Source organism: Pandoraea eparura (assembly GCF_902459725.1).
In the GTDB taxonomy this organism is placed as follows: domain Bacteria; phylum Pseudomonadota; class Gammaproteobacteria; order Burkholderiales; family Burkholderiaceae; genus Pandoraea; species Pandoraea eparura.
In genome coordinates this window covers 96,146-117,557 of record NZ_CABPSH010000013.1, presented here as the reverse complement: position 1 = coordinate 117,557, position 21,412 = coordinate 96,146, and the positions used below count along the sequence as shown (strand labels likewise).

At 63.9% G+C, this 21,412-nt stretch carries 18 protein-coding genes; 7 read left to right on the top strand and 11 right to left on the bottom strand.

Features of this window, described 5'->3' with window-relative positions:
• The first annotated feature begins 256 nt into the window (after positions 1 to 256).
• Positions 257 to 1,909 (top strand): AMP-binding protein, encoded by a 1,653-nt coding sequence (locus PEP31012_RS20615; protein WP_150591159.1) that lies wholly within the window; start codon positions 257 to 259, stop codon positions 1,907 to 1,909.
• A 210-nt stretch (positions 1,910 to 2,119) separates the two neighbouring features.
• Here the strand turns inward: PEP31012_RS20615 and PEP31012_RS20610 are convergent, their stop codons facing one another.
• Complete coding sequence (locus PEP31012_RS20610) at positions 2,120 to 2,956, bottom strand: tRNA threonylcarbamoyladenosine dehydratase (RefSeq protein ID WP_150591158.1); 837 nt, start codon at positions 2,954 to 2,956, stop codon at positions 2,120 to 2,122.
• Between the two features lie 40 nt (positions 2,957 to 2,996).
• Between PEP31012_RS20610 and PEP31012_RS20605 the strand changes: the two genes are divergently transcribed.
• The 4 genes from PEP31012_RS20605 (at position 2,997) to PEP31012_RS20590 (ending at position 8,461) form a co-directional block, all read left to right on the top strand.
• Entirely contained in the window at positions 2,997 to 5,033 is a 2,037-nt protein-coding gene (locus PEP31012_RS20605; protein WP_246171406.1) for an AsmA family protein, read from the top strand.
• 292 nt (positions 5,034 to 5,325) lie between these two features.
• Entirely contained in the window at positions 5,326 to 5,973 is a 648-nt protein-coding gene (gene pdxH, locus PEP31012_RS20600) for a pyridoxamine 5'-phosphate oxidase (protein WP_150591157.1), read from the top strand.
• A 119-nt stretch (positions 5,974 to 6,092) separates the two neighbouring features.
• The gene (locus PEP31012_RS20595; protein ID WP_150591156.1) at positions 6,093 to 7,304 is read left to right on the top strand and encodes an SAM-dependent methyltransferase; all 1,212 of its coding nucleotides are present in this window, start codon (positions 6,093 to 6,095) and stop codon (positions 7,302 to 7,304) included.
• On the top strand, positions 7,301 to 8,461 hold the full coding sequence (locus PEP31012_RS20590; protein ID WP_150591155.1) for a DUF72 domain-containing protein: 1,161 nt from the start codon (positions 7,301 to 7,303) through the stop codon (positions 8,459 to 8,461). Before PEP31012_RS20595 ends, PEP31012_RS20590 begins: the two co-directional genes overlap by 4 nt.
• 253 nt (positions 8,462 to 8,714) lie before the next feature.
• On the opposite strand, the gene fabV is transcribed toward PEP31012_RS20590, so the two are convergent.
• Together fabV and PEP31012_RS20580 are read right to left on the bottom strand one after the other, a co-directional pair.
• Positions 8,715 to 9,908 carry an enoyl-ACP reductase FabV gene (gene fabV, locus PEP31012_RS20585; protein WP_150591154.1) on the bottom strand — a complete coding sequence of 398 codons (1,194 nt, stop codon included), beginning with the start codon at positions 9,906 to 9,908 and terminating at the stop codon, positions 8,715 to 8,717.
• 168 nt (positions 9,909 to 10,076) lie between these two features.
• A complete protein-coding gene (locus PEP31012_RS20580; RefSeq protein WP_150591177.1) occupies positions 10,077 to 11,615 on the bottom strand; it encodes an MFS transporter in 1,539 nt (512 codons plus the stop codon).
• Positions 11,616 to 12,200: 585 nt separating this feature from the next.
• Here PEP31012_RS20580 and PEP31012_RS20575 point away from each other — a divergent pair.
• Both PEP31012_RS20575 and PEP31012_RS20570 read left to right on the top strand, forming a co-directional pair.
• Positions 12,201 to 12,542 (top strand): hypothetical protein, encoded by a 342-nt coding sequence (locus tag PEP31012_RS20575; protein ID WP_150591153.1) that lies wholly within the window; start codon positions 12,201 to 12,203, stop codon positions 12,540 to 12,542.
• Positions 12,543 to 12,636: 94 nt separating this feature from the next.
• Positions 12,637 to 13,461, top strand: coding sequence for a hypothetical protein (locus PEP31012_RS20570; protein ID WP_150591152.1), 825 nt, complete (start codon positions 12,637 to 12,639; stop codon positions 13,459 to 13,461).
• An 89-nt stretch (positions 13,462 to 13,550) separates the two neighbouring features.
• On the opposite strand, the gene msrA is transcribed toward PEP31012_RS20570, so the two are convergent.
• The 8 genes from msrA to PEP31012_RS20530 form a co-directional block, all read right to left on the bottom strand.
• Positions 13,551 to 14,087 carry a peptide-methionine (S)-S-oxide reductase MsrA gene (msrA, locus tag PEP31012_RS20565; protein WP_150591151.1) on the bottom strand — a complete coding sequence of 179 codons (537 nt, stop codon included), beginning with the start codon at positions 14,085 to 14,087 and terminating at the stop codon, positions 13,551 to 13,553.
• A gap of 197 nt (positions 14,088 to 14,284) precedes the next feature.
• Positions 14,285 to 15,232 carry a formimidoylglutamase gene (hutG, locus tag PEP31012_RS20560; RefSeq protein WP_150591150.1) on the bottom strand — a complete coding sequence of 316 codons (948 nt, stop codon included), beginning with the start codon at positions 15,230 to 15,232 and terminating at the stop codon, positions 14,285 to 14,287.
• A 14-nt stretch (positions 15,233 to 15,246) separates the two neighbouring features.
• Positions 15,247 to 16,023: an amino acid ABC transporter ATP-binding protein gene (locus PEP31012_RS20555; RefSeq protein WP_150591149.1), complete on the bottom strand. Its 777-nt coding sequence runs from the start codon at positions 16,021 to 16,023 to the stop codon at positions 15,247 to 15,249.
• Positions 16,020 to 16,688, bottom strand: a complete 669-nt coding sequence (locus PEP31012_RS20550; protein WP_150591148.1) for an amino acid ABC transporter permease — start codon at positions 16,686 to 16,688, stop codon at positions 16,020 to 16,022. Before PEP31012_RS20550 ends, PEP31012_RS20555 begins: the two co-directional genes overlap by 4 nt.
• 102 nt (positions 16,689 to 16,790) lie before the next feature.
• Positions 16,791 to 17,528, bottom strand: a complete 738-nt coding sequence (locus PEP31012_RS20545) for a transporter substrate-binding domain-containing protein (RefSeq protein WP_150591147.1) — start codon at positions 17,526 to 17,528, stop codon at positions 16,791 to 16,793.
• A 37-nt stretch (positions 17,529 to 17,565) separates the two neighbouring features.
• Positions 17,566 to 18,312, bottom strand: a complete 747-nt coding sequence (locus tag PEP31012_RS20540; RefSeq protein ID WP_150591146.1) for an IclR family transcriptional regulator — start codon at positions 18,310 to 18,312, stop codon at positions 17,566 to 17,568.
• Positions 18,313 to 18,554: 242 nt separating this feature from the next.
• Positions 18,555 to 20,114: a class I adenylate-forming enzyme family protein gene (locus tag PEP31012_RS20535; protein WP_150591145.1), complete on the bottom strand. Its 1,560-nt coding sequence runs from the start codon at positions 20,112 to 20,114 to the stop codon at positions 18,555 to 18,557.
• 45 nt (positions 20,115 to 20,159) lie between these two features.
• Positions 20,160 to 21,404 (bottom strand): acyl-CoA dehydrogenase family protein, encoded by a 1,245-nt coding sequence (locus PEP31012_RS20530; RefSeq protein WP_150591144.1) that lies wholly within the window; start codon positions 21,402 to 21,404, stop codon positions 20,160 to 20,162.
• Positions 21,405 to 21,412 lie beyond the last annotated feature (8 nt).

Below are 21,412 nucleotides of genomic sequence, written 5' to 3'. Positions count from 1 at the left end.
ACAATTACTCCACGCAAACCCGCGTCAAATCAGGGCTTACCATGTGCGCCTGCGCGAGACGGCACGGTATGCTACGGCTTTTTGCAGCGCGTCGAAGGGCGCGTTTGCCGCACGCGCGAGACCGACTCGGGAAGACTACCGGTTCGGCCCCCGCTCGCGCGCGGCCGAAAAATGGCAATGAAACCACGCACCGCGCGCCTACTGGGTTTTCCCCGGCGACGACGGTGCGACAAAAACCAAATTCAAGGAGGCGCTCATGGAAAAAGTCTGGCTCAAGAGCTATCCGCCCGGCGTGCCGGCCGAGATCGACGTCAACACGTATCGTTCGCTGAACGATCTTTTCCTGCAGAGCTGCCGGAAGTTCGCGAATCGCCCGTCGTTCACCAATCTCGGCGTGACGATGACGTTCGCCGACCTCGAGCGCCAATCGCGCCATTTCGCCGCGTATCTGCAAAGCCTGCCCGGGCTGGAGCGCGGCTCGCGCGTGGCAATCATGTCGCCGAACCTGCTGCAATACCCGGTTGCCGTCTTCGGCATCCTGCGTGCCGGCATGGTGGTCGTCAACGTCAATCCGCTATACACCGCCGGCGAACTCGAGCATCAACTCCAGGATGCCGGCTGCGGGGCCATCGTCGTCATCGAGAACTTCGCCGCCACGCTGCAAAAGGCCTTGTCCAACACACCGGTCAAGCATGTCATCACGACCGCCATCGGCGACCTCGTGCCCGCGCCGAAGCGCTGGATCGTGAACTACGTCGTGCGCCATGTGAAGAAAATGGTGCCCGAGTGGCACATCCCGCACGCGGTGTCGTTCCGCACCGCCCTGGCCCAAGGTGCGCGCGCCACGCATCAGGAAGTGCCGCTGGGTCACGACGACATCGCGTTTCTCCAATATACGGGCGGCACCACTGGCGTGGCCAAGGGCGCCATGCTCACGCATCGCAACATGATCGCCAACATGTTGCAGGCCCGCGCCTGGATCGGCGAGGGCCTCGAGGAAGGCAAGGAAATCATCGTCACCGCCCTGCCGCTCTATCACATCTTCTGCCTGACGGCGAACTGCCTGGTGTTCCTCCAACTGGGCGCGCTCAACCTGCTGATCACCAACCCGCGCGACATGCCCGGATTCGTGAAGGAGCTGGGCAAGTGGCGGTTCACGTTCATCACCGGCGTCAACACGCTGTTCAACGGTCTGCTCAACACCCCGGGCTTCGACCAGCTCGACTTCAGCGCACTCAAGTGCGCGCTGGGCGGGGGAGCCGCCGTACAGCGGGCGGTGGCCGAACGCTGGCAGAAAGTCACCGGCCACGCGCTGATCGAAGCCTACGGCCTGACGGAGACATCGCCTGCCGTGTGCATCAACCCGCTCGGCAGCGAGTTCAATGGCTCCATCGGCTTGCCGATCTCGTCAACCGAGGTGAGCATCCGCAACGACGCCAACGAGGCGCTCGGCTTCGGGCAGGAAGGGGAAATCTGTGTACGCGGCCCGCAAGTCATGAAAGGCTACTGGAACCGCCCCGACGAGACCGCCAAGACCCTAACCCCCGACGGCTGGCTGCGCACCGGCGACATCGGCACGATGGACGACCAAGGTTATGTGCGCATCACCGATCGCAAGAAGGACATGATCATCGTGTCGGGCTTCAATGTGTACCCGAACGAGGTCGAGAGCGTGTTGGCCATGTGTCCGGGCGTGCTCGAATCGGCCGTGGTCGGCGTGCCGAGCGAGCGCACCGGCGAGGCGGTGAAGGCCGTGATCGTCAAGAAGGCGCAGGACCTGACCGAGAAGGCCATCGTCGACTTCTGCCGCGAGCACCTGACGAACTACAAGGTGCCACACGTGATCGAGTTCCGCACGGAACTGCCCAAGACACCGGTCGGCAAGGTGCTGCGCCGCGAATTGCGCTGACGATTCACCTCTGCGGGTCGTGTCGTCGTGCGTCGCGACGACACGAAAAGTGGGCACTGCATTGACAATGGCCGGGAGCAATCCGGCCATTGTCATTTCAGACAACGAAACATCGACGCCGCGATCGCGATCGTCGGCACCGACACGTAACCTTTGGTTACAGACGTGACGCGCGCACCTTGGTACAACTGGGGCACGCGCGGACGGTCGTCAGGCGGCAGGTATCGCGATTCGCTTCAAAACGTAAGCAGCGGCCGCCATGCCGAAGGTGGCTGTGACACACACGCTCGAGCCGAAACCGGCGCAGTTCAAGCCCTGTGGCCCCGCAACGGCATTCGCGCCTTCCACGGGCGCGCATGCCGCTTCCGGGTACTGCAAGGGTTCGTCCGAATACACGGCGGGTACGTTGAACTTGGCTTTCGGCCCGCGGACAAAACCGTGTTGCTTGCGTAGTTGCGCGCGAACCTTCGCCAGCAGCGGATCCTGGATCGTGCGGGTGAGATCGTCGATACGGATGCGGGTCGGATCGATCTGGCCGCCGGCCCCGCCAACGGTGATCAGACGCTGCGCATGCGCCACGCACCACGCAATGAGCGCCGTTTTCACGCGCACGCTGTCGATGGCGTCGACGACCCAGTCGAAGCCGCCGCCCAGCATGGTGTCGAGATTGTCCAGTGCGACAAAGTCTTCGACCAGCGTAAGTTGGCAGGCAGGATTGATCGCCACGATTCGCTCGGCCATCGCGGTCACTTTCGGCTTGCCGAAGTTGCCGTCGAGGGCATGCACCTGACGATTGGCATTGCTTTCGGCAACGTTGTCGAGATCGACGAGCGTGAGTCGGCCCACGGCGCTGCGCGCCAGTGCCTCGGCGACCCACGAGCCCACGCCGCCGATGCCGATGACGGCCACGTGCGCGTCACGCAGACGCGCAAGACCGTCGTCACCGTATAAACGCGCGATGCCGCCGAAACGGCGACTCGCGTCAAAATCCTCCTCCGGTGGCGTGGCGGGCGCCGGAGCAACAACAATCGACGGGGTACTGTTCATGATGCGATGGGTAACGTCCTTGAAATGGCTGGCGATCACGATGGTCGCCATCGTGCTGGCATTCGCGGCGTTCATCACGTGGTTTGACTGGAACTACGCCCGGCCCTTCATCAACCGGGAAGTGAGCACCGCGACCGGTCGCCCGTTCGACATCCGGGGCGACCTCTCGCTGCACTGGCTGGCGCCGAACGCCAAGGCCCCGGGACTGGGGCGCTGGCTGCCGCGGCCTCGCCTGATCGCGAATGATATCGTGTTAGGCAACGTTGCGTGGAGCCAGACGCCGGACATGATCACGCTGGGCCGGCTCACGTTCTCCCTCGAATGGTTGCCGCTGCTCGACAAGCGCGTGGTGTTGCCCGAAGTCACCTTGTCCGCGCCGAAGGTCTTCATCGAGCAACGGGCCGACGGGCAGAACAACTGGACCTTCACGAAGGGCGATGGCAAACCGTCGCCGTGGACACTGCGCATCGGCCGGCTGATACTCGAAGACGGCGTGGTGCACGCCAATCTCGTCCCGCAACAACTCGATCTGCGCGCGACCATCGCCACCATCGATGGTCAGGCGCCTTACGGTATCGGCATCTCGCTCAAAGGCACCTTCCGCAAGGTCGCCGTCACCGGCAAGGCGCGCGCGGGTGACGTCCTCTCGCTCGAAGATACCGGCGATCCCTTCCCGCTCGATGCCGATGTGCGCATCGGGCGCACGCAGATCGCCGCCCAAGGCACGCTCACGAATCCGGCCACGCTCGCCGCGCTCGATATGCATTTGCGCCTGTCCGGGCCGACGATGGCCGACCTGTATCCGATCACCGGTGTGCTGCTGCCGCAAACCCCCGCCTACGAGACCAACGGCCATCTGCTTCATACGGCGGGCGTTTGGCGCTACGAGCGCTTCCAGGGCAAGGTCGGTCAGAGCGATCTGTCTGGCACGCTGGTGTTCCGTCAACGGCAGCCACGCAACATCCTGCAGGGGGCCGTTGTGTCGAATCAGTTGCGACTGGTCGATCTCGGTCCCGTCGTCGGTACGCAGAACCCTTCCGGTGGCGGCGATCTGACGGGCAAGCCAAAAGCGCCGCCGTCCGGCAAGGTGCTGCCGGTCGATCCGTTCAAGACCGATCACTGGCGCGCGATAGACGCCGACGTGCAGTTCACCGGCCGCAAGATCATCAAGGACAAGCGTCTGCCGATCGACAACCTCGTCACCCATCTCGTGCTCGACGATGGCGTACTCTCGCTCCGACCGCTGGAATTCGGCGTCGCGGGCGGACGCATCACGTCGACCCTCGTGCTTGACGGGCAAACCGAGCCGATGAAGGTCGACTCGCAGGTCTCGATGCGCCACCTGCAGACAAAGCAGTTGCTACCCGACGTCGACCTGATGAAGACGAGCGTCGGCGAAGTCAATGGCGACGCCGCGCTCACGGCGACCGGCAACTCGATTGCCGCGCTGGCCGGCTCGTCGAACGGCGAGATCAAGATGCTGATCGACCGCGGCTCGATGAGCAAGCTGATGCTGGAGTATCTGGGGCTCAACGTCGGCAATATCGTGCTGACCAAGCTCTTCGGCGACAAGCAGATCGAGATGCGATGCGCGGCCGCGGACTTTGCGGTGCGCGACGGCGTCATGGATGCGCGCACGTTCGTGATCGACACCGACGATACGAGCATCGGTGTCACCGGACAGGTCGATCTCAAACGGGAACACTTCGGCCTGACCATCCGCCCCGAACCGAAGCACTTCGGCCTCCTGTCGTTGCGCTCACCGCTCTATGTGCGCGGCACGTTCAAGCATCCGGACGTCGGCGTCAACGTGCCGACACTGATCGCCCGTGCCGGGGGCGCCATCGCGCTGGGCGTACTCGCGCCCTACACCGCCCTCGTGCCACTGCTCGAACTCGGCCCGGGCAAGGACAGCCCATGCGGCGAACTGCTCGCCAGCCTGCAGCATCCGCCCAGCCGCCACCCGTCGGCGCTCAAGCCGGTGCGCGGCGCGAACGGCACCCTGGCCGGTGGCAAGCGCGACGCGCGCGCCTCTGCCACCGCCCCCGTGGTCGGACCGGGCCGCGATGCGCCGTGAGCCGCCCCGCCCGCCGACGTCGACCGCGAACACCTTGCCGCGCAGAAGCAATGCCCATGCCAGCATGAAGGACTTGTCGCTGCCACGCCACGCCATGTCGCGAATGCTCCCACCCGCACCGTCAATTACTTCACTTACTAAATATCAAGCACATGCCGTGAGATGCCCATCCCGCGGCGCATTCAGCGGATTGACGGGCAGGCAACGCGGCAAATCGTCACTTGCGCACGTTCGCCGACTCTTCGCTATACTGTGTCGCAACCCCAACCGCAACAGACCGACACCGATCGTCGTGACCCAGACGCTATCTCTCGCGGACCTGCGCAAAAATTACGCACTCGGCTCACTTTCCGAGACCGATGTGGCGCCCAGTCCGTTCGATCAATTCCAACGCTGGTTCGAGCAGGCGCTCGCGGCCGAACTGCCCGAGCCGAACGCCATGACGCTCGCCACCGTCACGCCTGAGGGACGTCCGGATGCACGCATCGTGCTCATCAAGGGCGCGGACGAAGGCGGGTTCACGTTCTTCACCAATTACGAATCGCGCAAAGGCCGCGAGCTGGCGGCCACGCCCTACGGCTGCCTGCTGTTTCACTGGATCGAACTCGAACGCCAGGTACGCATCGAGGGACGTGTCGAGAAGGTGAGCGAAGCGCAAAGCGACGCCTATTACCATTCGCGCCCGGTGGGTTCGCGTCTTGGGGCATGGGCGTCGGAGCAAAGCGCCGAAGTGGCCGATCGCAGTATCATCGAGCAACGCGAGGCGGCGTTCCGGCGCCAGTTCGGCGACGCCCCGCCGCGCCCGCCGCACTGGGGCGGATACCGGCTCGTGCCGGAGACGATTGAATTTTGGCAGGGCCGCGAGTCGCGCCTGCACGATCGCATCAAATATTTCCGGCTTGCCGACGGATCCTGGCGCGTGGCGCGCCTGTCCCCGTAATCATGATGTCGGCGATGCCGACGCCGACGCAGTCCGTCTACCCGCCCGTTTGACGAGGAGACGTCACTGCGCCGAGCGCTACGGATTGAAGTTTTTTTGGTGACACTTGGAGCATATCCATGTTGTGGGAGAAAAAACTCGAAAACTGGGTCAGCGGCGTCAAGACATCCTCCAACCTGCCGATCCGCCTCGCGCTCTGGAATGGACAGCACTACGATTTCGGCGCGTTCGACAACCCCAGCGTAACGTTGCGCATCAATGGCCCGGCGGCCATGACGCGCTTGCTGAGTCCCAGCCTCGACAATCTGGGCGAGGCCTATGTGAAGGGCGAGATCGACGTCGAGGGCAAGCTCGTCGACGTCATCGACATGAGTTACGCGCTTGCCGGGAGTAGCCTCACCACGCTCGGCCCGCTGGAGCGCGTAGTCCGCCACTACACGCACAGCAAGAAGTCCGACAAGCGCTCGATCGAGTTCCACTATGACGTGTCGAACGAGTTCTACCAGTTCTGGCTGGACAAGAACATGGTCTATTCCTGTGCCTACTTCGAGAACGGCGACGAAGACCTCGACACAGCACAAGAAAAGAAGATCGATCACATCCTCACCAAGATCCAGTTGCAGCCCGGGCAGACGTTGCTCGACATCGGCTGCGGCTGGGGCGCCCTGGTGATTCGCGCCGCGCAGAAATTCGGCGCGAAATGTGTCGGCATCACGCTCTCGCAGAATCAGTTCGATCTGGCCACCGAACGGGTCAGGAAGCTCGGCCTGACCGATCAGATCGAGATCCGCATTCAGGATTATCGCGACGTGGCGGGGCAATTCGACCGCATTACGAGCGTGGGGATGTTCGAGCACGTCGGACGCAAGCACCTGCGGGACTACTTCGCCAAGATGGCGTCGCTGCTCAAGGACGACGGCGTCGCCATGAACCACGGCATCACGTCGACCGATCCGGATAGCGGCGAGACGCCGATGGGCGGCGGCGAGTTCATCGACAAGTACGTGTTCCCGAACGGCGAGTTGCCGCACATCAGCCTGGCGCTCGAATCCATGCAGCGCGGCGGACTCGAAGCAAGCGACGTGGAAAGCCTGCGACGTCATTACGCACGCACGCTCGCGCTCTGGTCCGAACGCTTTGAATCGCACGCCCCGCGTCTGCGCGAACTGGCGGGTGAAGAGCGCTTCCGCGTCTGGCGCGTGTACCTGGCAGGCTGCGCGTATGCGTTCGAGCACGATCACGTCTCGCTCTATCAGGTGGTCTGCCGCAAGGCCGGCCAGTCCGCCACGCGCCTGCCCTGGTCGCGCCGCTACATGTACGAGAACCGATGAGCCAGTTCGATCTGTTTGGCACGACGCCTGACGATCCCGCGACAGGCGGACGTGCCAGGCAGGTCGATGACGACACCGCGACTCCGACAAGGCACGCACCGCGCCCCCGACAAACGCGCCGCGGCGGTGTTGGCGCGGCCGACATTCCGGACGACGTGCAGCGGTTGGGCGACCGGCTGCCCGGCTCGATTCGCCTGGGCACCTCGTCGTGGTCGTTCCCAGGCTGGAAAGGCATTGTCTGGGACGACGACTACAGCGACACCAAGCTTTCGCGTCAGGGACTTGCCGCTTACGCGAGCCACCCGGTGCTGCGCTGCGTGGGGATCGACCGATCGTTCTACAAACCGATGTCGATTGTCGAGTATCAGAAGTACGCGCAGCAGGTGCCGGAGGACTTCCGCTTCCTGGTCAAGGCGCCCAGCATCGTGACCGATGCGCTCGTACGCGGAGAAAAAGGCGAAGGCCTGGGCGCGAACCCCTGCTTTCTCGACGCGCGAATTGCCGCCGAGCAGTTCGTGACACCATGTCTGACCGGGCTCGGGCCGAAGGCGGGGGTGTTGGTGTTTCAAGTATCGCCCTTGCCGTCGGCGCTGCTGCGCGACATTCCCGCCCTGATTCACCGTATCGAAGCCTTCTTCGCCGCGCTGCCGCCACTGCCGCCACTGCCGCCACTGCCGCCACTGCCGCAGGATGACGCAACGCCCGAAGGCGTCGCCGCGCCGGGGGCCTGTTATGCACTGGAAATTCGCGACGGCGCATTGCTCACGCCGCGTCTCATGCGGGCGCTCGGGCAGTTGGGGGTGCGCTATTGCCTCGGCCTGCACGCGCGGATGCCGCATGTGGAGCGTCAGGCCGCGGCGCTGGCCGTGCTGGACGAAGCGGGTGCCGGGCCACTCGTGGTGCGCTGGAATCTGAACAGCGCCCATCGCTACGAGCAAGCCAAGGCGAAATATGCGCCGTTCGACAAGATCGTCGATCCCGACCCGGTCACGCGCGACGTGCTGGCCGCACTGGCCGCGCACTACGCCCTCGCCGGCCATCCCGTGTACGTGATCGTCAACAACAAGGCCGAAGGCTCATCGCCGCTGTCGTGCCGCGCGCTGGCCGAACGCATCGTCGAGTTGTCTACGGCGCCGTCGCTCGCCAGCGTGAAGTGACGCCGGCCTGACCGATGCGGCGACGGGACGATGGAGCGACGCGGCATCACGACATCACGGCAACGCGAGGCTCGGCGCGAAGGCACGACGACGCGACCACGCCACACCACGCTTGGCATGCGGCACGCGCCCCCCCCCCAAAACGACGATGGCCCGAGCCGGCATCTGCGCCGAACTCGGGCCATCGTTATTGCACTGCGATGCGGCTGAGCGTCCCGGGAAGCCCTTGAACGCCCCCGGACGCCCTTATGCTTTACGCCACGAGATGCGGAATCGATACGTCCGGATTCACGTCAGCCTCGTAATCCACGCCGTCGATCTCGAATCCGAACAAGCGCAGGAATTCGTGCTTGTAGCCGGCGAAGTCCGTCAGGTCATACAGGTTCTCGTCGGTCACCTTGTCCCACAGTGCCGCAACTTCGCTCTGCACGTCGGGCGAAAGCTCCTTCTGGTCGGTGCGCACCCGGCCTTCCTCGTCGAGCTTCGGTGTCGCGCTGTACAGGCTGTCCTTGTACAGGCCGTAGATCTGCTCGATGCAACCTTCGTGCGTACCCTTGGCCTTCATCACCTTGAACAGCAGCGAGAGGTAGAGCGGCATCATCGGGATGGCCGAACTGGCTTGCGTGACCAGTGCCTTGAGCACGGCCACGCGGGCGTCGCCGCCGCTGGCCGCGAGTTTGGCGCGAAGGCCGAGCACCTTCTCGTCGAGATCCTTCTTGGCAGCGCCAATCGACCCGTTCCAGTAGATGTCGTGCGTGAGCTTCTCGCCCAGATACGTGAACGCCGTCGTCTTGGCGCCCGGGGCGAGTACGCCTGCCTCGGCAAGCGCGTCGATCCACATTTGCCAGTCTTCGCCGCCCATGACGGCCACCGTGTTGTCGATCTCTTCCTGCGTGGCCGGCTCGAACACCGATGCCTTCACGACTTCCTTGTCGGTATCGATGCCGCGCAGCGTCACCGACTTGCCCACCGGCTTGAGCACCGAGCTGAACACCTGCCCCGTTTCCGGATGCGTGCGGCGCGGCGACGCGAGGCTGTAGACGACCAGATCGACCTGACCGAGATCCTGCTTGATCGTCTCAATGGTCTTGGCCTTGATTTCCTTGGAGAAAGCGTCGCCGTTGATGCTCTTCGCGTACAGCCCCTTCTCGGTGGCGAACTTGTCGAAGGCGGCCGTGTTGTACCACCCCGGCGTTCCCGGCTTGGTCTCGCTGCCAGCACGCTCGAAGAACACACCCAGCGTCGCCGCGTCGCTGCCGAAAGCGGCGGTAATGCGCGCGGCCAGACCGTAGCCGGTCGACGCACCGATCACGAGCACCTTCTTCGGACCGTTCGCAATCGCGCCTTGCGCCTTCACATAGGCGATCTGTTGCTTGACGTTGGCCTCGCAGCCGACAGGATGGGTGGTGACGCAGATGAAGCCGCGCACGCGTGGCTTGATGATCATGGAAACCTCGTTCACAAAAATCGGAGATGCCGGCTCACCCGGCAAACACCGCGCATTGTAAACGAGGTCGGCACCGACCCGGCATTTTGACGGGGGTTCTCTCACCCCATGCCTTGGTTTTCAGACACCCGGCGCAACCCGTTCGGACAACACCGGGCGGCTCACGACTTATTCCGGCGCGGCCACGGTCGAGCGATCGCGACGCTTGGGAAACTGAATCTGCCGGATGCGGCGCACCAGCAATGCGGCGGCAATCGCCGCGATGCCCGTGAGCAGCACCCCCGCGTGGACGGCGTTCACGAGCGTCAGGCGAGCGGTCTCGACCAGCGGCATGCCATCGATCCCCACGGCCCGCAGATCGGTCAACAGGTCGGCACGCAGCGTCGGATCGATCAGAATGCGCGGGTCGAGCGCGCGGCCGACGGCGTGGGCCGCCGGCGTGCCATCGTAGCCCGACACCACACCGGCCACCCCGTTGGCATACCAGTGATTGACCAGCGTGCCCACGATCGTCGTGCCCAGCATGCCGCCGACCATGCGCGTCGACTGCAACAGCGCAGTGGTGATGCCGAAACGTTCGCGCCCGGCAATTTCCTGCCCGAACACGTTCATGTTGTTGAGGATGAAACCGATGCCGATGCCCGCACACCCCATCATCAGGGCGATCATGCCGTGCGACGTCACGCGATGGGACAGTCCCACGCCCGCCGACGCGGCCGCCAGCAGGCAAAAGCCGAGAATCAGCATGTTGGTCGGACGCGACAGTCGCACCACGATCGGGGTATTGATGAAGCTGCCCAGCGCAATACAGGCAGCAAGCGGCGTCGCGATCAAGCCAGCGGCCTGCGGACTCAGACCGAAGCCACCCTGCAACAGCAGCGGCGCGAAGAAGATCAGCGAGTACATCACGAAGCCGATCAGCACCGACAGCGTGAAGAGCACCACAAGCTGGGGGTGACGGAACATGTCGAGCGGCACGATGGGATGCGTGGCGCGGCGTTCCGTGCGTAGCAGCCCCCAGAAGCCGATGGCAACGCCGGCAATCAGCAGCCCATTCCCGAGCGATGCGCCGCGGGCCGGCAAGTTCTCGATGAACACCTGGAAGCCGCCGAGCACGACGGCGATCCAAAGTGCGCCACGCCAGTCGACGCGAACGTCGCCTTGATGTGCCGACGGAAACTTGGGCAGGTATCGCCAGACGAAATACAGCGCCGCCAGACCGACCGGCAGGTTCACGAAAAATGTCGAGCGCCAGCCGAAATGCTCGGAGAGCAGGCCGCCCAGCGATGGCCCCGCGGCCGTGCCGATGCCATAGGCCGTGGTGATCACGACCTGCCAACGCACTCGCGAGCGGGCGTCGGGGAACAGATCGGGCACGGACGCGAAGGCGGTGCCGACCATCATGCCGCCACCGATCCCCTGCAATCCGCGCGCGAAAACAAGGAATGGCATGTTGGGGGCCAGACCGCAAAGCACCGAGGCGACGGTAAAGGTCACCACCGAGGCGATCACGAACCGGCGACGGCCGAAGTAATCGCCGAGTCGCCCGAACACTGGCACGGTCACGACGGAGGCCAGCAGGTAAATGCTGGCGATCCAGGCGTAATACTCGAAACCTTTGAGTTCGGCGACGATGGACGGCAGTGCAGTACTGACGACGGTCTGGTCGAGGGCGACCAGCATGTTGACGAGCGCAATGCCAATCATGGCCATCAACGCATCGCGGAAAGGCAGGGGGCGCACGGCGGGCTACCTGAAGACGACATGGAGGGGAGCCGACATTTTACGTGAAAATTAATGAACATATGAATTGTCAGGCGCGGCACGGGTTTCCGGGCGCTATCGCCCGCCATGCCCCGGCAGGTGGCGATCTGGCTGTGCAGAACCCACGACGGTGGCCCTCTCCGAAGAAAATTCAACGGCAGACCGAGCCACATTCACTACCACGACGGTCGCCTCGGTGCGCGTCGTCTCACCGGTATCGCCAGAACCAGGCATTGTCCGATACCCCTTTCGGACGCTCCTTCAGCCCGTCGGCCAGTGCAACAGGCATGATCGATTCGTTGGCGGGACATCGATCGAAGCCGATCGCCAGCCTTGAATGGCGTCCGGCCCCGGCAAGCGTGTGAGCACTCATCAGGCGTGAGCGCGCCGCCGAACGCCGCGCGCCTCGACAGCGCGACGCAAATCCGGCAAGGTCCGGGCGATTTGCGAAAACCGTGACTTAACAACGGCCGCACCATCGCTCGACACTTCAGGGAGCGTCGTCGTCACTTCTCAGGAGAGACAACCATGAAAAACCGACCTGTGCGCGAGGACTATCGACGCTGGCAGGAAGCGCAGACCGCCACGGCATCAGACAGCGAGCCGCGCTCGGCTCGACTCGTTCCGGCGTTGCCGTCGGTACTGCCATTCGCCGGCTACGTGGTTTGGTTTCACACGAGTCTCACGTATCTCGACATCCGCTTCGATCACCATCGCTTCGAAATCGTGACGCACCAGGTGCAGAGCGCGGCAGAAGCGTTCTTCTTCGACAGCCTCGACGCTGCCTATGGACACGCGGCGCATGTCGCAGAGCCATGTCTGATCCTGTTTGCGGCGGCCAGTGGTGCGTCCGTGCGTGTCGTAGGTTGACACAGTCCTTACGGCGACGATGACCGTCACGCACACGTCGAATTTTCTCAGTGCCCCCCTTTCCCCGCAGGACCCACTTCAGGGAGCATGGACCATGCCGTTCCTCGCCTTGGCTATTCCTTACGCGCAATCCAACCCGGCTTCGTATGCGATTGACGCTCACGCGAATCGCCACGAAATCGCCATCGATATCGAAAAGATCGAGAATCAGACTCACGCGTGGAAACCTGCGTCGCAAGCTGCGAAGCGATCCAACGCTCACTTGCCTGGGGCGGCCGTCACGTGCCGCACGATTCCCGCAAACGATTACTTCGACAACGTGCTCGCGGAACTCGTCACACCGCTTGGCGAGTGTGGAGCACCTCAATACCCCACCAATGCCGAACTTCGCAAGACGCTCGGCGACTTGCTGACGCTTCACCCTGACGGCGCCAGCGTCTCGGTCGACGCGCGAATCAAAGCATTGGGGCTGCCGTCGCTACTGCGGGACGATCCGGCTTATTTGCCCGGCACGCTGAGCGCATTGACCTATGACGTTGGGGCCCACAGTATCGATATCGGCCGGTTCACGTTCCCCGAACTCGACATCGCGCAAGAGGCGGCATTCCTGTTCGCCGGCGAGCGTGAACTGGCGTTTCTCCATGAAGGCAATCCTCACGCCTCGCTTATCCGGAAGGATCACTCGGCGATTCTTGCCTTTCATTACCGCGCAGCGGGGATGCGCGGGCACACCACATTGCCGCCCGATGGATACGCACTGGCGATCCAGGACGATACGACCCTGTGTGATTTCACCTCGCAGGTGGCGCGATGCCACCAACGCACCGATCTGGGCCGCTCACCTCGCTCAGTCGAGGATCGCCACACCCGTCACGATCCGCTCGACCTGATGCAAAACAGCGTGTGCGCGATTCTGTGACATCGGGGCGGCCCTACCGCGCCACCGCCCCGAGCCTTCACACGCCAGCGATATGTCTGCAAAGGGGCGGCGGCGGAGGGTTGGCGCGGTTATGCAGCCGACTTGAGGCGACGGGCAAACTTCTCACGGAATTTCTTGAGCTTCGGTGCGACGACATACGCGCAGTAGCCCTGATCGGGATGCTGGCGGAAGTAGTTCTGGTGATAGGCCTCGGCGGGCCAGAACGTCTGCGCGGGCACCACTTGCGTGACGATCGGGTGCTGATAGGTCATCTCGGCCATCAATTCGGCAATGAGATGGTCTGCCGCCGCTTTCTGCGCGTCGTCGTGATAGAAGATGGCCGAGCGGTACTGGGTGCCGATGTCGTTGCCCTGACGATTGAGGGTCGTCGGATCGTGGATCTGGAAGAACACGATCAGCAATTCCTCGAAGGTAACCACGTCCGGATCGTAAGTCAGCCGCACCACTTCCGCGTGACCGGTGTCGCCGTCGCAAACCTGCTCGTAGGTCGGGTTCTCGACATGACCGCCTTCATAGCCCGAGACCACGGACTTGACGCCGTCGAGCTGCTGATAGCAGGCCTCGAGGCACCAGAAACAACCACCGGCCAGCGTGGCAACTGCCATATGGGTATTGCTCAGGGAGTTCGTCTGCTCTGTCATCATGACCTCGCTTGTCGACTATGATATTGCGGCGGCGCACCAAACCAAAAGGGCGGGCGATCCATGTGCAGATCGCCCGCCCTATTGTCGCGCAGAAGTCCAGTGAACGGCGCAAATAACCCTATGCGCCACGCATCTCACGCCCGTGCACGTCCAACACCCTAGCCCTCGAATTGCGTGATGAGCGGATGCAGCAGACGCGCGCCGACGCGTGCCGTGAGACCGTCGCGGTCGTACGTCGGGTTGTATTCCGCGATATCCGCCACGCGCAGCTTGCCCGAGCGACGCACCACACCGATGAGTGCCTCGACCACTTCGAGCGCCACGCCATGCGCCGCCGGCGCCGATACCCCTGGCGCCTTCTCGCCCGGCAACACGTCCATGTCGATGGTCAGGTACACGTGACTCACGGGGTCGAGCATTGCCTCGAGTCGCTCGCACATGTCCGGCAGACGATGGGCCAGCATGGCGTCGTCGAGCCAATAGTCCACCTGCAACGCCGCCGCCCGCTCGAACAGCGCATCCGTATTGCTGTAACGGCTCACACCGAGACACGCATAGTGGAACGGCGCCTGACGGCCCGCGAGCCACTGCGAGATCTGCCAGAACGGCGTGCCCGAACTGGCGCTCGGCTGGGCGCGCAAATCGAAGTGCGCGTCGAAGTTGAGGATGAGGATCGGCTCGTCGCGCAGACGGTCGCCGAAATGCTCGGCCACGCCGAGGAACGTGCCGTAGGCGATCTCGTGTCCGCCGCCAAGCACCACCGGACGCGCCCCCGCGGCCAGCACCTCGGCCACGCGATGGCCGAGCGCGGCCTGCGCTGCTTCAAGCCGGCCGTCGGCACACACGATGTTGCCGCCCTCGAACACGGCGGGCGTGCCGTGCACGGGCAGGCTTGCCAGGGCGCGACGCAGCATGTCCGGGCCGGCGACCGCCCCCTCGCGCCCATGGTTGCGGCGCACGCCTTCGTCGCTGCAAAACCCGAGCACGACAGCGCCACCGGCGACCTGCGACGCGTCGTAGTCGCGCAGCACCTGATGCAGACGCAGAGTATGGCCGGCCTCGCCGGTATCCACACGGCCTTGCCAGGCCGTTCGATCGATTGTCATACGTTTTGCCTGCCTTACCGTGCAATGACCGCTTGCAGAAACTCTCGCGTACGCGCTTCGCGCGGCGCGGTGAAAATCTGCTCGGGCGACCCGGCTTCGATGATCCGGCCCTGGTCCATCACCACCACCACATCCGCCACTTCGCGGGCGAACCCCATCTCGTGCGTGACGACGAGCATCGTCATGCCATCGTTCGCCAGCGCCTTCATCACTTGCAGCACTTCGCCCACCAGTTCCGGATCGAGCGCTGACGTCGGCTCGTCGAACAACATGACCTGCGGTTGCATGGCCAGCGCGCGGGCGATCGCCACGCGCTGCTTCTGACCGCCCGAGAGCGTGCCCGGAAAGACGTCCGCCTTCGCGGCCAGTCCCACCTTGGCGAGCAGTTCGCGCGCCAGCGTCTCAGCCTCGGCGCTCTTCATGCCGCGCAGCTTGCGCGGCGCGAGCGTGACGTTCTCGAGCACCGTCAAATGCGGGAACAGGTTGAACGACTGGAACACCATGCCCACCTCGGTGCGCAGATGATTGAGCGCGTTCTCGCCCATCATCTTGCCGTGATCGACGAGCTTTTGGCCGACGATCTCGATGGTGCCCTGCTCGGCCGTCTCCAGCCCGTTGCAGCAGCGCAGGAACGTACTCTTGCCCGAACCGCTCGGGCCAATGACGACCACCACCTGACGCGCATCAACTTCGAAATCGATGCCCTTGAGCACCTGCAGACTGCCGTACGCCTTGCCGAGTCCTTCGATCTTGAGAATCGGCGCGCCGAATTCCTTCTTCACTTCGCTCATTGCACGGCACCTCCGGCACGCAGGGACTTTTCGGCGCGCTGCAGCAGCAGCGTGGTGGAGCCTGTCAGAATCAGATAAACAAATGCGATCGCCAGATACACCTCGAGCGAGCGGTACGACACGCTGATGATCTTCTGGCCTTCGTGCATCACGTCATGAATCGTGAGCAGCGACACGAGCGCGGAGTTCTTGATCAGCGCAATGAATTCGTTGCCCAGCGGCGGGATCATGCGCACGATCGCCTGCGGCAGAATCACGGTGCGCATCGCCATGCCGTAAGGCATACCGAGCGAGCGGGCGGCTTCCATCTGACCGCGCTCGATCGACTGGATGGCACCGCGCACGATTTCCGAGACATAGGCGCCGCTATAGATGCCCAGGCCCAGCACACCGCACAGAAATGCCGGCAGCAGAATGTTGAACTGCGGCAAGCCGAAGAACAGGATGAAGAGTTGCACCAACAGCGGCGTACCGCGAATGAATGTGACGTAGGCGGTACAAATGCTGTAGCGAATGCGATACGCCGGGTTCAGGCGACCCATGCCGATCAGCAAACCCAACACGCAGCCCAGCGCCAGTGCGCAGGCCGTTACCTCGACGGTAACGAGCGCGCCCCGCGCGAGGTCCTGCCAGTTGGCCCACACCGGCGAAAAATCGAGTTCCATGCGTACTCCGTCAGTAGTTCTACGGCGTTATTGCGTCGGCGGGCGCCGCTGCCCCACTCGGGGGCGACGGTCGACCCGCGCGGTATTGCGTTTGTGAATGAATTACTTCGACGTACCGAAGTACTTGGCGACCAGCGCGGCGTAGGTGCCGTCGGCACGCAACTTCTCGAGCGCCTTGTTCATCTCGTTGGTCAGCTCGGTGTCGCCCTTGCGCACAGCGAAGCCATAACGCTCGACAGTCAGCGTCTTGTCGAGCACCTTCACCACCGGGTTGGCCTTGGCGTACAGCAGCGCCGCCGGCTTGCCGGTCACGGCGGCGTCGGCACGACCGATCTTCACGAGTTCGAACATCTGGTCGTTCTTCTCGACTTCCACGCGCTCGACCTTCGGGTAGCTGTCCTTCAGGAACTGCACCGACTTCGTGCCCACCTGGACCGACACCTTCTTGCCGTTCAGATCGGCCGGTTCCTTGATGGCCGTGTTGTCAGTCTTGACCAGGATCGCCAGGCCGCCGGTGTAGTACGGATGCGTGAAGTTCACGACCTTCAGACGCTCGTCGGTGATGTAGATCGCCGAGGCGGCCACGTCGGCACGCTTGGACAGCACGGCCGGAATCAGGCCCTTGAAGTCGATGTCCGTCCATTCGATCTTCTTGCCCATGACCTTGCCGAGGGCTTCGATCATCTCGACGTCGAAACCGGTGCGTTTGCCGTTTTCCACGTATTCGAACGGCGGGAAGGTCGCATCGGTGGCGACACGCAGCACGTCGTCGGCCGCAAAGACCTTGCTCGAGCAGGTGATGGCCAGCGCCATCGTGAACAGGATGTGACGCAATTTCATCTGGGACTCCTTCGTGTAGTCTCGGTCGGATAACCGGTTAAAAGTATTGCAATCGATTCGAAATACGCTCGGCTGCCGCCAACGTGAGGCGGATCAGCTCATCGTGGCGCTGCGCCACACGCACGGCCGGCGCCATCAGGGTGATGGTGCCTTCCAGACGCTCCTTGGCGGCGAACACCGGGGCCGATACGCCCCAGACGCCGAAGTCGACTTCGCTTTCGGACACCGCATACCGCTGCTGACGAATCTCTTCGACCTGCGCAACCAGACGCTCCTGCGCCACCGGCTGGCCCGCCAGTTGTCGCGCGATCAGGCTCTCGCGGGTGGCTTGCGGCAGGAACGAGAGCAATGCCTTGGCGGAAGCGCCATGCACCAGCGGGTGCGCACGCCCCTTCGCAAACGAGCAGCGCAGCGATTGCTCGCTCTCGTGCATGTCAAGACAAACGACCTGGCCGTTCGCGGCCACCAGCAGACCGACGGTCTCGCCGGTACGCTGCACGAGGGCTTCGATTTCTTCGCGTGCCTGGGTGACAAGATGCGAGTTGTGGTCGAACCCCCACGCCAATTGCACGCCGACCGGTCCCGGTTCGTAGAGCGCCTCGTGGGCGTGCTCCTGCACCAGGCCCCACTTCTTGAGTGGCACGAGGTGGCGGTAAACCGTGGAAAGCGGCAGGCTCGTTTGCGCGGCAATTTCGCGCGCGGCGATCGGCCGTCCATGGCGTGCGACAGTCACAAGGACTTGCAACACGCGTTCTGAGACCGATTGCGCTTCGGTGGTGTCCATCGTCTTCAAAACCAAAGAAAGCAAAAAAATCAGCGGGCAGCCCCGTTGATGACGACATGGGCGCTATCTTGCGACGCAATTCCCAAAGTAAAAAATTGAATTCCCATCGGATGGTAACAAACTGAGGCGTCACGCATAGGTATTTTCCCTTAAGCACGATGGCGTTGATCCATGAAAAAACGCCGAACCCCTTATTTGAAAAGGGATTCGGCGCTTATTTCATGAAAATCGGGTGACGCGCTTTATGACGGACTTAGCGTTGCGTTTCCAGATTCGGGGGCGACCGATAACCAGCCTATGAGAATTGGCTTCTGCACTTTCCCAAGGGCGCTCTTGGGCAGTGCATCGACGATGACGACCCGTCGCGGCAATTTGAAGCGAGCAATGCGTGCGCCTAGGAAATCGAGCACGGCTTGTTGCGTCGCGCTCGCCGATGGCGTGGGCACGATGACGGCAACGGGCACCTCGCCCCATCGCTCATCCGGCACGCCCACGACCGCCGCCTCCAGCACGCCCGGACAATCGACCAGCGCGTTTTCGATTTCCGCCGGGTAGATGTTCTCACCGCCCGAAATGATCATGTCCTTGCTGCGGCCCACGACGTCGAAGCAGCCGTCCTCGCGCCGCCGCGCCAGGTCGCCGGAGTGAAACCAGCCGTCGTCGAACGAGACGTGGTTCGGCATGCGCCAGTATTCGCGCATCACATTCGGTGCGCGCACGAGAATCTCGCCGACGTCGCCGGCGGGCACGTCCTGGCCGGCAGCATCGGTCAGGCGGATGTCCACCCCCGGGCACGCCCGGCCGACCGCGCCGGGATGCGCCTTCGCCTCGCCGAAGCGCAACGCGATCGACACCGGGCCGGTCTCCGTCGCGCCATAAACCTGCCCGAGCGGGATGCCGCGGGCATGGAACGCGTCGATGGCCGACATCGGCACCACGCTGGATCCGGCCATCACCCCGCGCAACGAGGACAGATCGGTCGTCTGCCAACGCGCATGGCATTGCACCGCGCGCATCGTCGCGGGCACCATCAACGACAGTGTCGGCCGATGTTTCTCGACATCGGCCAGCCAGGCCGCAGGATCGAAGCGGGGATGCAAGGTAACGCTCGCCCCGCGCAACAGCGCCGGTAACGTCTGGATACACAGCCCCCCGACGTGGAACATCGGCAACGTCGAGAGCACGTGGTCATCGGCGTGCATCTCGTGCGCCCACCAACTGGCCTCGGCGTTGGCCAGCAATCCGGCTTGCGTGTGCAGCGCCCCCTTGGGCTCGCCCGTCGTGCCCGACGTATAGGCGAGCAACACGGGAGCATCGGCCGCGACGTCGGGGTAATCGACCGGCTTGATCGACGGCACCGCGATCAGCCCTTCGATCGACGCGATGGCCGGCGGGGGCAGGTCGTTGTCGTTGCCGGAGGCGGGTTCGAGCGCGTCGCGAATCTGGCGGGCCATGTCGCGATGCATGGCGTCGGACCACAGCACGCGCACGCCCGCATGACGCACGATGGTCGCCAGCTCTGGCACGGCGAGACGAAAATTCAACGGCAAGAAGATGGCCCCGGCGCGTGCACACGCGAACAGCAGCGCCAGTTGCAGCTCGTCGTTCAGCCCCAGGCACGCGACGCGCTCGCCCGGGGCGATATGCCACGTACCGCGCAGATGCCCGCCCACGCGCTCGATGCGGCGCCACAATGCGGCAAAATCGGTCTGCTGCGCTTCATCGCCCACGCCGCAGCGCAGCGCCAGCCGCTGCGGGGTGGCACGTGCGTGACGGGCAAGCGCTTCTACAAAAGGCGTCAACTTGTTCTCCGTGACAAGAGAGACGACGAGGCGTCGGTGCGCGACTTACTCGTCGCGCTCGCCGGGTTCGTAGAGCGCCTCGCGGCCGATGCGATCGAGGCACAGCTCCGCGGTCCACGGCAGCATCAGCGCGCCGCAACGCGAATCGCGATACAGGCGCTCGAGCGGCAACGACTTGAGCATCGACTGACCGCCGCACGTGCGGATGGCCAGACGGCACAACTCGTTGGCATTCTCCATGATTGTGTACTGCGCCGCATAGGCGCGCAGACGCGCCTCCTTGCCCGGGTCAGCGCGGCCGTCTTGCAACGCGCGCAGGAACAGCGCGCGCGTCTGCTCCAGCATGATGTGCATCTGCGCGACGGCGATCTGCTTGGTCGGATACATGCGACGCTTGACCGGCGCCCCCATGCCCTCGGCTTCCCCCCGCAGATAGCGCACGGTGAAATCGTACGCCGCCTGCGCGATGCCCATATACGTCGGCGCGAGCGTCATGAACATGTGCGGCCAACGGCTCGCGGCCTGATAGTAGACGCCGCGCGGCATCAGTTGCAGTTCGTCGGGGACGAACACGTCCTTGAAGAGCAGCGTGCGCGAGACGGTGCCCCGCATGCCGAGCGGGTCCCAGTCGCCGGTCACGGTGACGCCCGGGGCGTCGCCCGGCACGGCAATGTAGAACGTGTCCTTCATCGACAACTCGGGCGTCTCTTCGGTGCACAGCACGCCGTAGTAGTTGGCCGCGCCCGAGAGCGACGCGAAGATCTTGCGCCCATTGATCTTCCATCCGCCGTCGACCTTCGTCGCCGTGGTGCCGAACGGTGCCTTGCCGGCGGCCGCGGCACTGCCCTCGGAGAACGGTTGCGCATAGATCGCGCCGTCCTGGATCACGCGCGCGAAGTGATGCTCGCGGTAGCGCGCATGGTCGGCGCGTTGCTCGGGCGTCATGTCGAGATCGTCGGCGAGAATGCCGGTCCACATCATCGAACACGTGTGCATGTTGAACGTGAGCGCCGTCGCACCGCAATGGCGACCCAGTTCAGCGGAGACCATCATGTACGTGGCGAAATCGGCGCCCAGGCCGCCGTCCGATTCGGGGATGCACAACTTCAGCAAGCCCGCGGCACGCATGTCGTCGTAGTTCTCGAACGGGAACGACGCTTCGCGATCCCAGCGCGCGGCGCGCGGCGCGAGCGACTCGCGTCCCACCTGCTCGGCCAGCGCCAGCAGGCGCCGCTGCTTGTCAGTGAGCGGGAAATGCTCGCCGACGATCGAAGGGGGCTGATAGGCCACGGTTGTCT

What these genes read in the sequence shown, in the direction of transcription:
- PEP31012_RS20615 (WP_150591159.1), top strand. Translation starts at nt 257, where the DNA reads ATGGAAAAAGTCTGGCTCAAGAGCTATCCGCCCGGCGTGCCGGCCGAG.
- PEP31012_RS20610 (WP_150591158.1), bottom strand. Translation starts at nt 2,956, where the DNA reads ATGAACAGTACCCCGTCGATTGTTGTTGCTCCGGCGCCCGCCACGCCA.
- PEP31012_RS20605 (WP_246171406.1), top strand. Translation starts at nt 2,997, where the DNA reads ATGGTCGCCATCGTGCTGGCATTCGCGGCGTTCATCACGTGGTTTGAC.
- PEP31012_RS20595 (WP_150591156.1), top strand. Translation starts at nt 6,093, where the DNA reads ATGTTGTGGGAGAAAAAACTCGAAAACTGGGTCAGCGGCGTCAAGACA.
- PEP31012_RS20590 (WP_150591155.1), top strand. Translation starts at nt 7,301, where the DNA reads ATGAGCCAGTTCGATCTGTTTGGCACGACGCCTGACGATCCCGCGACA.
- fabV (WP_150591154.1), bottom strand. Translation starts at nt 9,908, where the DNA reads ATGATCATCAAGCCACGCGTGCGCGGCTTCATCTGCGTCACCACCCAT.
- PEP31012_RS20580 (WP_150591177.1), bottom strand. Translation starts at nt 11,615, where the DNA reads ATGATTGGCATTGCGCTCGTCAACATGCTGGTCGCCCTCGACCAGACC.
- PEP31012_RS20575 (WP_150591153.1), top strand. Translation starts at nt 12,201, where the DNA reads ATGAAAAACCGACCTGTGCGCGAGGACTATCGACGCTGGCAGGAAGCG.
- PEP31012_RS20570 (WP_150591152.1), top strand. Translation starts at nt 12,637, where the DNA reads ATGCCGTTCCTCGCCTTGGCTATTCCTTACGCGCAATCCAACCCGGCT.
- msrA (WP_150591151.1), bottom strand. Translation starts at nt 14,087, where the DNA reads ATGGCAGTTGCCACGCTGGCCGGTGGTTGTTTCTGGTGCCTCGAGGCC.
- hutG (WP_150591150.1), bottom strand. Translation starts at nt 15,232, where the DNA reads ATGACAATCGATCGAACGGCCTGGCAAGGCCGTGTGGATACCGGCGAG.
- PEP31012_RS20555 (WP_150591149.1), bottom strand. Translation starts at nt 16,023, where the DNA reads ATGAGCGAAGTGAAGAAGGAATTCGGCGCGCCGATTCTCAAGATCGAA.
- PEP31012_RS20550 (WP_150591148.1), bottom strand. Translation starts at nt 16,688, where the DNA reads ATGGAACTCGATTTTTCGCCGGTGTGGGCCAACTGGCAGGACCTCGCG.
- PEP31012_RS20545 (WP_150591147.1), bottom strand. Translation starts at nt 17,528, where the DNA reads ATGAAATTGCGTCACATCCTGTTCACGATGGCGCTGGCCATCACCTGC.
- PEP31012_RS20540 (WP_150591146.1), bottom strand. Translation starts at nt 18,312, where the DNA reads ATGGACACCACCGAAGCGCAATCGGTCTCAGAACGCGTGTTGCAAGTC.